This is a genomic window from Mycobacterium sp. JS623, assembly GCF_000328565.1.
In the GTDB taxonomy this organism is placed as follows: domain Bacteria; phylum Actinomycetota; class Actinomycetes; order Mycobacteriales; family Mycobacteriaceae; genus Mycobacterium.
Window position 1 is genome coordinate 3827373 of the sequence record NC_019966.1, and the last position, 14879, is coordinate 3842251.

The window sequence follows — 14879 nt, forward strand, 5'->3', positions numbered from 1 at the left end:
ATCAGTTGAACGAGTCGCCGCAGGCGCAGGAGCCGGTGGCGTTCGGGTTGTCGATGGTGAAGCCCTGCTTCTCGATGGTGTCGACGAAGTCGATCGTGGCGCCCTGGATGTAAGGGGCGCTCATCCGGTCAACAGTGAGCTTGACGCCGCCGAACTCCGAAATCAGGTCACCGTCTAGGGAGCGGTCATCGAAGAAGAGGTTGTAGCGCAGGCCGGCGCACCCGCCCGGTTGGACGGCAATGCGCAGCGCCAGGTCGTCACGACCTTCCTGATCCAGCAGCGCCTTGGCCTTGGCGGCGGCGGCGTCGGTGAGGATTGCGCCGTGGGTGCTGGTGGCCGTCTCGTCCTGAACAGTCATTACATCTCCCCTGTGCATGTTCGTGGGTAGACCGTTGGGTCCACTCCTTCAACGGTACCTTGTTTCGGCCCTATTCCCGATTTATCCCCAGGTCGTCGCGGTCACCTGGGCCAACTCTTCGAGTTGGTTAGCCGCATCGGAGATGGCCAGTTTCACAGACCCCGCGTGGTCGGTGATGGAGTAGGCGGCCGCGATGCCGGCGTCGGCCAGCGCCGCCTCGTCGAGGGTGACCTGGCCTGCGAGCACCAGCACCGGGATCTGATGCGACCGCGCGCCCGCGGCCAGCGCGCTGACCACCTTGCCGTGCAACGATTGGTCGTCGAATCGGCCTTCGCCCGTGATCACCAGCTCGGCGGCGGCGATGTCGTCGGCCAGCCGGGTGTGTTCGGCGATGATCGCGGCGCCGGATTCGCGTCGGCCGCCCAGCGCGAGCAACCCGGCGCCGATGCCTCCCGCTGCCCCCGCACCCCGTTCCTCGCTGACGGGGCGACCCGCCGCCGCGTTGAGTTGCACCGCCCAGTCACTGAGTCGCTGCTCGAGGACGCGCACGGTGTCGGGGTCGGCGCCCTTCTGCGGTCCGAATACCGCCGCGGCGCCCATCGGCCCGAGCAGCGGGTGCTCGACGTCGGTGGCGGCAATGAGTTCGACGTCCGCCAGCAGCTCGCGACCCTTCGCGAGCCCGCCAAGCTCCTCGATCAGGCCCCGCCCGCCGTCGGTGCAGCTGCTGCCGCCCAGCCCGACGACGATGCGCCCTGCGCCGGCTGCCACTGCCGCCGCGATCAGCTGACCGACGCCGCGACTGTGCGCGGCCAGCGCGGTCTGCACGGTCGGCGGGCCGCCCAGCAGGCCCAGCCCGCAGGTCTGTGCGCATTCGATGTAGGCCGTCCGCGGCGGGTCCGGGTCGAGCACCCACTCCGCGGACACCTCGTCGGTCAGTGGTCCTCTGACGCGCAGGGTGTGCACCTCGCCGACCCGGCCCGCCAGCACGCCGACGAAGCCAGGGCCGCCGTCGGACTGGGGGGCCAGCGTCAGCGCATCGTCGGGGCGGCCGCGCCGCCAACCGTGTGCAATCGCCTCGGCGGCCTCGACCGCTGTGAGGCTGTCGCCGTAGCAGTCGGGCGCGATCAACACATGCACCACGGCAGACTAATCTGGCACCCGTGAAGCTGCTGGGCCGCAAGAAAGACAACTCGGACTTGGACAAGGCCGCCGACGAGGCCGACTCCGCGGTCGACGCGACCCCGCAGCGCGCCGGTACGGCTCCCAAGGGCAGGCCGACCCCGAAACGCGACCAAGGTAAGCGTGGCCCGATCGCGCCCGCCCCGATGACCGCCGCGGAAGCGCGCAAGCGCCGCAAGGAGACGGGCGCGAAGCTCACTCGCGAGGAGAAAAAGGCAGCCAGCACCGCACGCCGTGCCGACATGGCCGAACGCCGCGAAAAAATGATGGCGGGCGAGGACGCCTACCTGCTGCCGCGCGACAAGGGCCCGGTGCGCCGCTTCGTTCGTGACGTGGTGGACTCGCGCCGAAATCTGCTCGGGCTGTTCATGCCCGCGGCACTGGGCTTGATCTTCATCATGCTGTCGGTCCCGTCGCCCGCGGTGCAGCTACCGCTCTCGTTCGCCATGCCGGTACTCATCGTCATCATGCTGATCGACGCCTTGTTCCTTGGCCGCAAGGTGAACAAGCTCGTCGACACAAAGTTCCCCGATAACACCGAAAGTGGTTGGAAGCTCGGCTTTTACGCCGCCAGCCGGGCCTCGCAATTGCGCCGGATGCGCGCGCCGCGGCCGCAGGTCAATCGCGGCGACAGTGTCTCTTGATGCCGCCTGACCGCCCCGTGCGCACACTGGTGCTCGGGGGTATCAGGTCGGGTAAATCGCGGTGGGCGGAAACGGCTATCGCCGATTCGGCCGGCGCCGGGCAGCAGGTGTGTTACCTGGCCACCGGCGCCGCGCCCGATGATGACGCCGACTGGTCGGCGCGCATCGCGGCCCATCGGGCCCGCCGCCCATCGCATTGGTCGACGGTCGAAACACCCGACGTGGCAAGGCAATTGCGTGCGCAGGCCGCGACGCCGACGCTCGTCGATGACATGGGTGGTTGGCTGACAGCGGCGATGGACCGCCGCGACGCATGGACTGTGGGCTCGGTGACGGCCGACGTGGCTGACCTGATCGACGCGGTCGACGCATTCGGCGCACCACTGGCACTTGTCAGCCCCGAAGTCGGGCTGACGGTTGTCCCGCCCACGGCGTCGGGCCGTCGGTTCGCCGACGAGCTGGGCAGCCTCAATCAACAGTTGGCAACCCTGTGCGACCAGGTGGTGCTCGTCGTCGCCGGGCAACCCCTGACCGTGAAGGCTGCCTCGTGACCGAGTTCACCATCACCCCGCCCGATGCTGAGGTGGCCGCCGCGGCGCGCACCCGCCAGGACCGGCTGACCAAGCCGCCCGGTTCGCTCGGCAGGCTCGAGGACCTGTCGGTGTGGGTGGCGTCGTGTCAGGGAGTGTGTCCCCCGCGGCAGTTCCAACGCCCGCGGGTCGTCGTGTTCGCCGGCGACCACGGCGTCACCTCCTCGGGCGTTTCCGCCTATCCGGCAGAAGTCACCGCGCAAATGGTGGCCAACTTCGACGCGGGCGGCGCCGCGATCAACGTGCTCGCCGAGACGGCCGGGGCGAGCGTGCGGGTGGTCGACATCTCGGTGGATGCGGCCGAGCCGCTGTCGCCCTCGATCGGTGCGCACAAGGTGCGCCGTGGCAGCGGCAACATCGCGGTCGAGGATGCGCTGTCCGCCGAGGAAGCGGCAGCCGCTATCGAGGCCGGCCGGACCATCGCCGATGAGGAAGTCGATTCCGGGGCCGACCTGTTGATCGCGGGCGATATGGGAATCGGAAACACCACGGCAGCAACCACTTTGATCGCTGCACTGACAAGCTCCGAGCCCGTCGCCGTCGTCGGAAGAGGCACCGGTATCGACGATGCGGGCTGGGCACGTAAGACCGCCGCAATCCGCGACGCGCTGTACCGGGCCCGCGGACTTGCGTCGGATCCTGTTGGGCTGCTGCGGGTTTGCGGTGGCGCAGACTTCGCCGCGATGGCAGGGTTCTGCGCTCAGGCCGCGGTGCGCCGCACACCGGTGTTGCTCGACGGCGTGGTGGTGACCGCTGCCGCGTTGGTGGCCGACCGGTTGGCGCCCGGTGCGCGGCGGTGGTGGCAGGCCGGGCACCGGTCCACCGAACCGGCGCACACGCTCGCGCTGCAGCACCTCGACCTCGAGCCAATCATCGACATGGGGATGCGGCTGGGCGAAGGCACGGGAGCCGCGGTCGCGCTGCCGATCTTGCGCGCAGCCGTCGCCGCGCTGGCGTCGATGGCCACCTTCGACGAGGCGGGCGTCAGCACGTGATCCGTTCGGTCACAGGCGCATTCGCGTTTGCGACCGTCCTGCCGATACGCAGCTCGGCCGGCGTCAGCCGCGGCGTCATCACTGCGTTGCCGGTCGTCGGCGTCGCGCTCGGGGCGCTGGCAGGCGGTGTCGTCTGGGTATCGGCGTTGGGATTCGGCGCCGGCAACGCGCTTGGCGGGGCGCTCGCGGTCGCCGTCCTGCTGCTCGCCACGCGCGGCCTGCACATCGACGGGCTGTCCGACACCGTCGACGCACTGGGTTGTTATGGACCGCCGGAACGCGCACTGCAGGTGATGCGCGACGGTTCGGCCGGGCCGTTCGGCGTGGCCGCCGTGGTGATCGCGATCCTGCTGCAGACGCTGGCATTTACGCATCTGGGTGTGCTCGCGGTGGTCGTCGCTGTCACCGCGGGCCGGGTTGCCGCCGTCACGGCCTGCAGGCGCTCGGTGCCTGCGGCGCAGGGCAGTTCGCTTGGCGCGTACGCAGCGGGCACGCAACCGGTCGCGGTGGCACTGCTCTGGGTCATCGCGACCGCAGCGCTGGCGGCGCTTGCCGATCCGCGCCGCTGGCAGGGGCCGGTGGCGGTACTCGTCGCGGTCGCCTGCGGTGTGGCGCTGGTCGCGCACTGCGTGCACCGATTCGGGGGCATCACGGGCGACGTGTTGGGCGCTGCGATCGAGGTGACGACGACGGTGGCCGCTGTCGGACTGGCCGTCAGCGCCGGATAGCTCGGGTAGTGTTGCGGTGCCACCGAATTCGTGGCATCGGGCCACGAAGGGACTACTGTGAGCACGTTGTCGGTAGATCTGCGCACGCTGAGTTACGAAGCATTCATCTACTTCTATCCGTTGGTGACCATGGACGTCACCCGGAAGCAATTCGTCAACACCCCGGAGGGCACAAAGCCGGGCTTCGGGCCTGCCAACACGTTCCACCACATCCGTGAATATCCGGACGCCGATTTTCGCGCCGTGGTGCGGGCCGAATTTCGACACGTTGTACTCGTCGGCGTTCCTGGACCTGACCTCGGGGCCGGTGGTGCTGAGCGCACCCGACACCGACGATCGGTACTACCTGCTGCCGATGCTCGACATGTGGACCGACGTCTTCGCCAGCCCGGGTAAACGCACCACGGGCACCGGTGAGCAGCAGTTCGTCGTCGTCGGACCCGGCGAGCCCGGCGAACTGCCCGCAGGGATACCGGTGCTCAACGCGCCCACCCCATACGTGTGGATCATCGGCCGCACGCAGACCAACGGTCCCGACGACTACGCCGCCGTGAACAAGGTGCAGGACGGATTTTCGATCACCCCGCTTCGCGAAAGCCCGGCGCAGTCCATCGATTCCAGCGTTGACGTCACCACCGAGCCATTGCGGGTGGTCAACGGCATGCACGCGCGACTACCTGGCTCGTGCGGCAGACCTGATGACGGTCAACCCGCCGCACTCGACCGACTTCTCCATGCTGGCGCGCCTGCGCCACCTCGGGATCGACGCGGGTAAACCTTTTGACGCCAACCGTTTCGACGCAGCGCAGCGGACGGAGATCCAGGCAGGCAAGGATGACGCCCTCGCCGCGCTGCTGGCCGCAGCTCCTACCCTCGCGCCCAGTGTCAACGGCTGGATGACGTTGACGGACACCGTCGGGGTGTACGGGAATGCGTACCTGCGGCGCGCGGTCGTGGCTCTGGTCGGCCTCGGCGCCAACCAACCCGAGGACGCGGTTTACCCGCTTCTGACCGCGGACGCCGACGGCCAACCGTTGGCCGGAGAGCACAACTACGTCATCCACTTCGAGGCTGACGAACTGCCACCCGCCCACGCGTTCTGGTCGGTGACGATGTACGACGCAGAGGGCTACCAGGTGGCCAACGAGCTGAACCGGTTCGCCATCGGCGATCGAAACGCGTTGACCTACAACGCTGACGGGTCGCTGGATTTGTACCTGCAACACGGCAGCCCCGGTCCCGACCGTGAATCGAACTGGCTGCCCGCGCCGTTGGGACCATTGGGCGTGACGACGCGGCTCTACGCGCCCAAGCGTGAAGTCGTCGACGGCCGGTGGCACCCGCCAGCGGGCCGCAAGATCGGCTAGGAGAGGCGCGCCATCCAGCCGTGCGTGTCGGCGAACGTGCCGCGCTGTATGCCGGTCAACGTGTCACGCAGGGCCATGGTGATCTCGCCGGGCCCGCCGTCGGCGATGGTGAATTCGCCGTCGCCGTACTTGACCCTGGCGACAGGGGTGATCACCGCGGCGGTGCCGCACGCGAACACCTCGGTGATCTCACCTGCCGCGACCTTCTTCTGCCACTCGTCGACATCGATCTTGCGTTCCTCGACCGCGAACCCGGCGTCAGTTGCCAACTGCAGCAAGGCATCTCGCGTGACGCCTGGCAGGATCGAACCGCTCAGCTCTGGCGTCACCAGCCTGGCCGTGCCACCGCTGCCGAACACGAAGAACAGGTTCATCCCGCCCATCTCTTCGACGAAGCGGCGTTCGGCGGCGTCCAGCCACACCACCTGATCGCAATCGTTTTCGATGGCTTGGGCCTGCGCCAGCAGCGACGCAGCGTAATTGCCACCGAATTTCGCCGCACCGGTGCCGCCGGGGCAGGCGCGCACATACTCCGTCGACAGCCACACGCTGACCGGCTTGATGCCGCCCTTGAAATACGCGCCAGCGGGCGAGGCGATGACCATGTAGCGGTATTCGTTGGCCGGCCGCACCCCAAGGCCTGGCTCGGTGGCGAAGGTGAAGGGCCGCAGATACAGCGACTCCTCGCCGCCTGCACGCGGCACCCACGGCTCGTCGACCGCAATCAGCTGTCGCAACGACTCGATGAAGACCTCTTCGGGCAGCTCGGGGATCGCCAGCCGGCGCGCCGACGAGCGCAGCCGCCGGGCATTGGCCTCCGGTCGGAACGACACAATCGAGCCGTCGGCCCAGCGGTAGGCTTTGAGCCCTTCGAAGATCTCCTGCGCGTAGTGCAGCACGATCGCAGAGGGATCCAGTTCGATCGGCCCGTACGGGATCACCCGCGCGTTGTGCCAGCCCTTGCCGTCGACGTAGTCGATCGAGACCATGTGATCGGTGTGGAACTGACCGAACGGCGGATCATTCAGAATCGAGGCCCGTACCTCGTCGCTCACCGGCGTCGCATTGCGCTCAACGGTGAATTCGAGGGGGCCGTCAGTCATGCAGCGATTGTATATCCGCTAGCTAGCGGGTTTTTGCCTCGACGAACGGCGGCTTGACGACTTCACATTCGACGGCCCGGCCACGCACGTCCACCGAGACGTGTTGCCCGTCGGCGATCTCTTTGTCGGTGTCGATCAGCGCAAGCGCGATGCCGATTTTCAGTCCCGGGGAGAAGGTTCCCGAGGTCGTCACGCCAATCTGAGTGTCGCCGTCGAGGACCGCGAGGTCTGGGCGCAGCACTCCGCGGCCAACGGCGCGCAGTCCGCGCAGCACCCGCTTCGGGCCGGCCTCCTTTTCGGCGAGCAGCGCGTCGCGTCCCCAGAACGCATCCTTTTGCCATCCGATCGCCCAGCCGCACCCCGCCTGCAGTGGCGAGATCTCCAACGACAGTTCGTGGCCGTGCAGCGGATAACCCATTTCGGTGCGCAGCGTGTCGCGGGCGCCGAGCCCTGCCAGCTCGCCACCTGCACTACCGACGGCATCGACGAGTGCGTCGAAGACCACGCCGGCCTGATCCCACGTCGGCAGCAATTCGTAACCGTGTTCGCCGGTGTAGCCGGTGCGGCACACGCGAACTGGGGCCCCGGCGAATTCGGCGTCGGCATAACCCATGTAGTCCATGTCAGTGGGTAAGCCCAACCCGCCCACTACTTTGGTCGATTCGGGGCCCTGCACCGCGAGCACCGCATAAGAGCGGTGTTCGTCCGTGATGGTCAGGCCCGCGGGCGCGCGTTCCTGCAGTGCCGCAACGACGGCGGGAGTGTTGGCGGCGTTGGGTACCAGGAAGATCTCGTAATCGCTGACGTAATAGGCGATCAGGTCGTCGATCACGCCACCGGAGTCGCTGCAACACAACGTGTATTGCGCCTTACCGGGGCCGATGCGGCGAAGGTCGTTGGTGAGCGCGGAGTTGATGTACTCGGCGGCCCCGGGCCCCCGCACCAGCGCCTTGCCCAGATGGCTCACGTCGAACAGGCCGACCGTGGTGCGCGTCGCAGTGTGTTCGCTGACCGTGCCTGCATACGAAACGGGCATCAACCAGCCGGAGAATTCCGCGAAACTCGCGCCGAGTTGACGATGGCGTTCCTCGAGGGGGCCGTGTAGGAGTTCGCTCACGGGAAACCACCCTAAGGTGGAGGTCCCCTGACACACTTTGCAGGTGGTCGACTTCGACGCGCTGGAAGCCGCGGGGATCGCCAACGCACGTGACCGCGCAGGACTCATCGACTACCTCGACCGTCTCGGGTTCACGGCCGAGGAGATGATCGCCGCCGAGCGCCGCGGCCGCTTGTTCGGCCTGGCCGGCGACGTTCTGCAGTGGTCGGGTCCCCCGGTGTACAGCCTGGACGCGGCCGCGCAAGCCCTCGGAGTCCCGGTCGAGGATGTCGCGCAGGCATGGGACGTACTGGGACTGTCAGTCACCGATCCGCAGACCCCGCTGATGAGCCAGGCAGACGTCGACGGGCTGGCAACGTGGGTCAACCTCAGGAAGATCGCCGGCGACGACGCGGCGCTCAACTTTCTGCGGGTGGTCGGTGCATCGATGGCCCGGCTTGCCGAGGCCAGCGGGACCATGGTTCGGATCGCAGAACCCGACCTGCTCATGACACACAGTCAGGACGAGCTCACCACGGCGCGCGCGTACCGTGCCGTTGCGGAGCTGGTTCCTGGTCTCTCCGCGCTGATCGATTCCGTGTGGCGCCATCAGATCACCAGTGCCCGAACGTATTTCGAGCGGATCATCAGCGACGCGTCGGCAAGCGTGACATGCGGCGTCGGGTTCGCAGATCTGTCCGGGTTCACCGCTTTGACGCAGCGACTTTCACCTAACGAGTTGTCTGATCTGCTTCTCGAGTTCGGTGGCGCCGTCAGCGACCTCGTACACGCCGACGGCGGACGGGTAGTGAAGTTCATCGGCGACGAGGTGATGTGGGTGACGTCGACTCCCGAGCTGCTCGCGAAGGTAGCGATCGACCTTGTCGAGTACCCGCGTGCGCGTGAGGCCGGACTGCAGGTCCGCGCCGGACTGGGCTACGGCTCGGTGCTGGCGCTAGGCGGCGACTACTTCGGCACCCCGGTCAATCTGGCGGCCCGCCTGGTCGCGGCAGCGGCGCCGGGCGAGATCCTGGCATCGGCTGACGTCCGCGACGAGCTACCAGACTGGCCTGCCATCCCGTTGGATCCCTTGACACTCAAGGGTTTCGAGGAGCCCGTGATGGCCTACGACCTGCACCTTGCCCGCTGACAGCTAGGGTTAGCACTCGTGAGCTCTGCAAATTCCGGTTATCAGGCCCCCGCAGTCGCCGTCGCCTCGACACTGCCCAAACGCAAGGACGACTCGGCGGTGCTGATCGTGGCGGTGGTGAGCGGCCAGGATGATAACGCAACCGCAACCGTCGTCGGCAATCCGTTCCTCGACGCCGAGGCCGTCGGCGAGATAGCCGTCGCGCTGCGGGCGCTCGGCGCGAAGGGCGGCTCCGACCAGGTCACCCGCGTGGTCGTACCCTCGCTGCCGGTGGGCAGCGTCCTCGCTGTCGGACTGGGCAAGGACCGCGACCAGTGGCCGCCCGACGTGATCCGCCGCGCCGCGGGAGCGGCAGCGCGCTCGCTCAACGGCACCGAGACGGTGATCACCACGCTGTCGGACATCGACCTTGGCGCGACCATCGAGGGCCTGATCCTCGGCGCCTACCGGTTCACGGACTTTCGAAGCGCCAAGACCGCGCCCAAGGACGCAGGCCTGCGTGAGATCACGGCGCTGACAGCCGATACCAAGGCCAAAACGAAGGCCGCCGCCGAACGCGCGACTGCGATAGCGACGGCGGTGGCCACCGCCCGAGATTTCGTCAACACCCCGCCAAGTCACCTGTTTCCCGCTGAATTCGCCGAGCGCGCAAAGGCTTTGGGTCAAGCGGCGGGCCTGGAGGTCGAGGTGCTCGACGACAAGGCCCTTGCCAAGGAGGGCTACGGCGGGGTGATCGGCGTCGGCAAGGGCTCGTCGCGACCACCCCGGCTGGTCCGGCTTGCGCACCGCGGCACGAAGCGTGGCGGCAAGACCGTCGCGCTCGTCGGCAAGGGCATCACATTCGACACCGGTGGCATCTCGATCAAGCCCGCCGCCAACATGCACCACATGACCTCCGACATGGGCGGCGCCGCCGCGGTCATCGCCACCGTGGTGCTGGCCGCCAAGCAGCAACTGCCCATTGACGTGATCGCCACCGTGCCGATGGCCGAGAACATGCCATCGGCGACCGCTCAGCGGCCCGGCGACGTGCTCACCCAATACGGCGGCATCACCGTCGAGGTGCTCAACACCGACGCCGAGGGCAGGTTGATCCTGGCCGACGCGATTGTGCGGGCCTGCGAGGACAACCCCGATTACCTGATCGAGACGTCGACGCTGACCGGCGCGCAGACCGTGGCGCTCGGCGCCCGCACGCCGGGTGTGATGGGCAGCGACGAGTTCCGCGACCGGGTTGCCCAGCGATCGCAGGAGGTGGGCGAGAACGGCTGGCCGATGCCGCTGCCGGAAGAGTTGAAGGATGACCTGAAGTCGACGGTGGCCGACCTGGCGAACGTCAGCGGGTCTCGCTATGCGGGCATGCTCGTCGCTGGCACATATCTGCGCGAGTTCGTCGCCGACGGGGTGCAATGGGCACACATCGACGTTGCGGCCCCGGCCTATAACACCGGTGGACCGTGGGGCTACACCGGCAAGGGCGGCACCGGTGTGCCGACGCGCACGATGTTCGCGGTGCTCGAAGACATCGCCGAAAACGGCTGACCCGGCGGCAGCCGGCCGACGGCTCGCTACATCACGTTTGCGCGGGCGGAACTCCGCATCGCCTGCGGCAGTAGGTGTGCAACGCCGTAGACGAAGTACGCTTCCGGCGCCACGGGCCGGATCGGCTTGTTCTTCTTGACCGCCGACACGATCGCCTTGGCGACCTTGTCGGGACCGTATCTGCGTGCGGCGAAGGCCTTCTCGAGCTGCGCGCGACGCGCCTCCACCTTTGCCTGCTTCCCAGCGGGCACGTCGAATCTCGTGGTGTGCACGATGTTCGTGTTGATCACACCCGGGCAGACCGTCGTCAGCCCGACCCCGGCCTGATCCAGTTCGGCGCGCAAGCAGTCGCCGAACATGAACACCGCGGCCTTGCTGGTGGAGTAGGCATTCATCGACTGTTGCGGCGAATACGCGGCCATCGACGAGATGTTGACGATGTGCCCGCCGGTGCCCCTGTCGACGAGTCGGCGGCCAAAGGACCTGCAGCAGTTGACGACTCCGCCGAAGTTGATGTCGAGCACCCTATCGAATTCCTCGGCGGGCGTGTCGAGGAACAGTCCCGCGTGGCCAACCCCTGCGTTGTTGACCACGACATCAGGCACACCGTGTTCGGTGCTCACCTCCTGGGCGAACTCTTCGACAGCGTCGGCGTCGGAGACATCAAGGGTGTAGGCGTGCGCCACGCCGCCGCGCGCGGTGATCTGTGCGGCCGTCTCCTTGACGGAGGCTTCGTCGATATCGCTGATCACCAATTCGGCGCCCTCGCGGGCGAACGCCAGCGCCGTCGCGCGGCCGATACCGCTGCCCGCGCCGGTCACGGAAACCAGTGTGTGGCCGAAGTATTCGCGTGGACAGCCGACCTGTGCGCGCAACAGAGCGCGCGACGACGGCTTTCCCTCGAGATGGTCGACGAGCTCGTGCACCGACCTCGCGATCATCGGCGCATGCGACATCGGCGCCCAGTGGCCGGATTTGATGTCGCGCCGCCACAGTCGCGGCACCCACTTCTTCAGCGCGTCATAGCTGTGCGGTCGCACGAACGGGTCTTTGGTGTTGACGATGACCTGGACCGGCACATTGACGTAGTGGTCGTTGCGCGCCGATCGTATCGCGCGAAAGTAGTTGGCGCCGTACACCTTCATGCTGTTGACAGCGTCGGACTTGTATGTCGGCGAATGGTGCAATTGCTCGGCAGGAATGCCGTCGCGCAGTGTCAATGCGCGCCGCAGACCGTCGGCCAGAAACAGCCGCACCACCAGTGGCGCCATCACGGGTACCGAGAAAAAGCCCATGTAGGACAGCCGCAGCAGCTGGCTGAGCGCCTGCAGAAAACGGCGTGGACGGTACGGACGCAGCAGGCTGCTGATGATGAATCGGTTCAAATGATCGGCGCTCGGGCCGGATATCGATGTGAACGAGGCGACGTGATCGCTTGCACCGGAACGGGATAGGTACTCCCACATGCCAGCCGAACCCCAGTCGTGCGCCAGCACATGCACCGGCTGTCCCGGTGCCACCCTATCGATCACAGCGGCGAAATCGTCGGCGTAACTTGACGTCGTGTACGACGAAACAGCCTTGGGCACAGAAGATTTCCCCACGCCCCGGTTGTCGTAGCGCACGATACGGAAGCGGTCGGCCAGCAGCGGCACGACGCCGTTCCACAGGAAGTGCGAATCCGGCCAGCCGTGCACCAGCACCAGTGTCGGCCCATCGGGATTGCCTTCCTCGTAGACCGCGATTTGCACCCCGTCAGTGCTGTCGACGAACCTCTCGGTGATCTCGGCCATGGCACCTCCGCACAGTTAGTGGGACCGCTGGTACCGTATCAGCCCTCGAGCTCCTCACGAAGGGCGCGGTCGCGCTCGATCCGCCTGCGCGCGTCGTAATCCCGCATCCGCTGTGGATAGCCCATCTTCTGGACGTCGTAGACAGGAATCCGGAGCCGTTCGCTCAGCCGCCGCGCACCCGCGTCCCCTCCGGCCCTGCGGCGGGTCCACTCCCCGTCGGCGGCCACCAGGACGACCGTGACATCGGTGACGGTGGTTCTTGGTTCGACGAAGGCCTCAACGCCGACGTGGTCGGCCACCCACTTCTGCATGTACAGCAGGTCGGCCGCGGGGTCCGTGCCGGCTGCGCCCCGCGCTTGGCGACCACCCCGAAACCTGTCGAACAGTCCCACCTGGGCTCGGCTCCTTCTCTTTCACCCTCTATCGATAGTGCCAGAGCTTTCAGACCCCAGGTCTGCGGCGAACTGCGTCGGCAGACGTGACAGGATGGGAGCCGACATTCGACCCGTACCAACTGAACCGTTCGAGAGAGCGAGGGAGTCGATACATATGGCCATCTCCGTTCAGATGCCCGCGCTCGGTGAGAGCGTGACCGAGGGCACTGTCACCCGCTGGCTCAAGCAAGAGGGCGACACGGTCGAACAGGATGAGCCGTTACTCGAGGTGTCCACCGACAAGGTCGACACGGAGATCCCGTCACCGGCCGCCGGTGTGCTGACGAAGATCGTCGCTCAGGAAGACGACACCGTGGAGGTCGGCGGTGAGCTCGCGGTGATCGGCGATGCAAGTGAATCCGACGGCGAAGCCAAGGCCCCGGCCGCCGAAGAGGAGAAGCCTGCGGAGGAGCCTGCGGCGCAGCCCGAACCGGCGGCCGAGGAGCAGGAGGAGCCTGCAGCCGAGGAAGAGCCGGAGCCCGAACCGGCCAAACCCGCGGCGGCCTCGTCCGGCGGCGGTGAGGCCACGTCGGTGAAGATGCCCGAACTTGGCGAGTCTGTCACAGAGGGCACGGTGACGCGCTGGCTGAAGAAGGTCGGCGACTCCGTCGAGGTCGACGAGCCGCTGGTCGAGGTGTCCACCGACAAGGTCGACACCGAGATCCCGTCACCGGTGGCGGGCACGCTGCTGTCGATCACCGCCGAAGAGGACGACACGGTCTCGGTCGGCGGCGAGTTGGCCAAGATCGGCGACGCCAGCGCCGCGGCGGCCGAGGCCCCCGAGCCGAAACCGGAACCCAAACCCGAACCAAAGCCCGAACCGAAGCCCGAGCCCAAGCCGGAGCCGGCCGCCGAAGCCAAGCCGGAACCCAAACCCGAGCCCAAGCCCGAACCCAAACCCGAGCCCAAGGCCGCACCCGCGGCGGAGGCGCCGTCGGTCGACGGCGGCCCGTACGTCACCCCGCTGGTGCGAAAGCTGGCTGCCGAGAACAACATTGACCTGGCGTCGGTCAAGGGCACCGGCGTCGGCGGACGGATCCGCAAGCAGGACGTGCTCGCCGCGGCCGAAGCCACGAAGGCTCCTGCCGCCCCGGCACCCGAAGCCGCCCCTGCTGCGGCCCCTGCCAAACCGGCCGCCGCCGCAGCGACGCCGGCACCTGCGCTGGCCCACCTGCGCGGAACCACGCAGAAGGCCAACCGGATTCGTCAGATCACCGCGAAGAAGACCCGCGAATCCCTGCAGACCACAGCGCAATTGACGCAGACCCACGAGGTCGACATGACCAAGATCGTGGCGCTGCGAGCCAAGGCGAAGAATGCCTTCGCCGAACGCGAAGGCGTCAAACTGACGTATCTGCCGTTCATCGCCCGCGCGGTGATCGACGCGCTCAAGATCCACCCGAACGTCAACGCCAGCTACAACGAGGAATCCAAGGAGATCACCTACTACGACGCCGAGCATCTCGGCTTCGCGGTCGACACCGAGCAAGGCCTGCTGTCTCCGGTGATCCACAACGCCGGCGATCTCTCACTGGGCGGCCTGGCACGGGCGATCGCCGACATCGCCGAGCGTGCGCGGTCGGGAAACCTCAAGCCCGATGAGCTGTCCGGCGGGACGTTCACGATCACCAACATCGGCAGCCAGGGCGCGCTGTTCGACACCCCGATCCTGGTCCCGCCGCAGGCGGCGATGCTGGGCACCGGCGCGATCGTCAAGCGGCCGCGGGTGATCTCCGACGCGTACGGCAACGAGTCGATCGGCGTGCGGTCGGTGTGCTACCTGCCGCTGACCTACGACCACCGGCTGATCGACGGCGCCGATGCCGGACGCTTCCTGACGACCATCAAGCGCCGCCTCGAAGAGGGTGCCTTCGAGGCCGATCTCGGGCTATAGGGCGTC

Annotated in this window: 15 protein-coding genes; 9 read left to right on the plus strand and 6 right to left on the minus strand. The window is 67.3% G+C overall.

What is annotated here, in order from left to right; all coding sequences use genetic code 11:
• Position 1: 1 nt before the first annotated feature.
• Positions 2-358: a HesB/IscA family protein gene (locus tag MYCSM_RS18795; RefSeq protein ID WP_015307746.1), complete on the minus strand. Its 357-nt coding sequence runs from the start codon at positions 356-358 to the stop codon at positions 2-4.
• 81 nt (positions 359-439) lie between these two features.
• Complete coding sequence (locus MYCSM_RS18800) at positions 440-1495, minus strand: glycerate kinase family protein (RefSeq protein WP_041314393.1); 1056 nt, start codon at positions 1493-1495, stop codon at positions 440-442.
• A 23-nt stretch (positions 1496-1518) separates the two neighbouring features.
• On the opposite strand from MYCSM_RS18800, the gene MYCSM_RS18805 reads away from it, so the two are divergent.
• The 6 genes from MYCSM_RS18805 (at position 1519) to MYCSM_RS38305 (ending at position 5861) form a co-directional block, all read left to right on the plus strand.
• On the plus strand, positions 1519-2181 hold the full coding sequence (locus MYCSM_RS18805; protein ID WP_015307748.1) for a DUF3043 domain-containing protein: 663 nt from the start codon (positions 1519-1521) through the stop codon (positions 2179-2181).
• A gap of 17 nt (positions 2182-2198) precedes the next feature.
• On the plus strand, positions 2199-2732 hold the full coding sequence (locus MYCSM_RS18810; RefSeq protein ID WP_041314397.1) for a bifunctional adenosylcobinamide kinase/adenosylcobinamide-phosphate guanylyltransferase: 534 nt from the start codon (positions 2199-2201) through the stop codon (positions 2730-2732).
• Positions 2729-3766 carry a nicotinate-nucleotide--dimethylbenzimidazole phosphoribosyltransferase gene (gene cobT, locus MYCSM_RS18815; RefSeq protein ID WP_015307750.1) on the plus strand — a complete coding sequence of 346 codons (1038 nt, stop codon included), beginning with the start codon at positions 2729-2731 and terminating at the stop codon, positions 3764-3766. The genes MYCSM_RS18810 and cobT overlap by 4 nt, the downstream gene beginning before the upstream one ends.
• Positions 3763-4494, plus strand: coding sequence for an adenosylcobinamide-GDP ribazoletransferase (locus MYCSM_RS18820; RefSeq protein ID WP_015307751.1), 732 nt, complete (start codon positions 3763-3765; stop codon positions 4492-4494). Before cobT ends, MYCSM_RS18820 begins: the two co-directional genes overlap by 4 nt.
• Positions 4495-4708: 214 nt before the next feature.
• Positions 4709-5269: a DUF1254 domain-containing protein gene (locus MYCSM_RS38300; RefSeq protein WP_232425621.1), complete on the plus strand. Its 561-nt coding sequence runs from the start codon at positions 4709-4711 to the stop codon at positions 5267-5269.
• Positions 5193-5861, plus strand: a complete 669-nt coding sequence (locus tag MYCSM_RS38305) for a DUF1214 domain-containing protein (RefSeq protein ID WP_232425622.1) — start codon at positions 5193-5195, stop codon at positions 5859-5861. Before MYCSM_RS38300 ends, MYCSM_RS38305 begins: the two co-directional genes overlap by 77 nt.
• On the opposite strand, the gene MYCSM_RS18830 is transcribed toward MYCSM_RS38305, so the two are convergent.
• Both MYCSM_RS18830 and gcvT read right to left on the minus strand, forming a co-directional pair.
• On the minus strand, positions 5858-6964 hold the full coding sequence (locus tag MYCSM_RS18830) for a branched-chain amino acid aminotransferase (protein WP_015307752.1): 1107 nt from the start codon (positions 6962-6964) through the stop codon (positions 5858-5860). The genes MYCSM_RS38305 and MYCSM_RS18830 overlap by 4 nt on opposite strands.
• A 22-nt stretch (positions 6965-6986) precedes the next feature.
• The gene (gcvT, locus tag MYCSM_RS18835; protein WP_015307753.1) at positions 6987-8081 is read right to left on the minus strand and encodes a glycine cleavage system aminomethyltransferase GcvT; all 1095 of its coding nucleotides are present in this window, start codon (positions 8079-8081) and stop codon (positions 6987-6989) included.
• Positions 8082-8124: 43 nt separating this feature from the next.
• Here gcvT and MYCSM_RS18840 point away from each other — a divergent pair, with 43 nt between their 5' ends.
• A complete protein-coding gene (locus MYCSM_RS18840) occupies positions 8125-9210 on the plus strand; it encodes an adenylate/guanylate cyclase domain-containing protein (protein ID WP_015307754.1) in 1086 nt (361 codons plus the stop codon).
• Between the two features lie 18 nt (positions 9211-9228).
• A complete protein-coding gene (locus tag MYCSM_RS18845; protein WP_015307755.1) occupies positions 9229-10752 on the plus strand; it encodes a leucyl aminopeptidase in 1524 nt (507 codons plus the stop codon).
• A gap of 26 nt (positions 10753-10778) precedes the next feature.
• Here the strand turns inward: MYCSM_RS18845 and MYCSM_RS18850 are convergent, their stop codons facing one another.
• On the minus strand, positions 10779-12545 hold the full coding sequence (locus MYCSM_RS18850) for an SDR family oxidoreductase (RefSeq protein ID WP_015307756.1): 1767 nt from the start codon (positions 12543-12545) through the stop codon (positions 10779-10781).
• Between the two features lie 38 nt (positions 12546-12583).
• Complete coding sequence (locus tag MYCSM_RS18855) at positions 12584-12937, minus strand: hypothetical protein (protein WP_015307757.1); 354 nt, start codon at positions 12935-12937, stop codon at positions 12584-12586.
• Between the two features lie 157 nt (positions 12938-13094).
• Between MYCSM_RS18855 and sucB the strand changes: the two genes are divergently transcribed.
• Entirely contained in the window at positions 13095-14873 is a 1779-nt protein-coding gene (gene sucB / locus MYCSM_RS18860; protein WP_015307758.1) for a 2-oxoglutarate dehydrogenase, E2 component, dihydrolipoamide succinyltransferase, read from the plus strand.
• The last annotated feature ends 6 nt before the right edge of the window (positions 14874-14879 follow it).

Coding starts and splice junctions, on each gene's coding strand:
- MYCSM_RS18795 (WP_015307746.1), bottom strand. CDS start 358: ATGACTGTTCAGGACGAGACGGCCACCAGCACCCACGGCGCAATCCTC.
- MYCSM_RS38305 (WP_232425622.1), top strand. CDS start 5,193: ATGACGGTCAACCCGCCGCACTCGACCGACTTCTCCATGCTGGCGCGC.
- MYCSM_RS18830 (WP_015307752.1), bottom strand. CDS start 6,964: ATGACTGACGGCCCCCTCGAATTCACCGTTGAGCGCAATGCGACGCCG.
- MYCSM_RS18850 (WP_015307756.1), bottom strand. CDS start 12,545: ATGGCCGAGATCACCGAGAGGTTCGTCGACAGCACTGACGGGGTGCAA.
- sucB (WP_015307758.1), top strand. CDS start 13,095: ATGGCCATCTCCGTTCAGATGCCCGCGCTCGGTGAGAGCGTGACCGAG.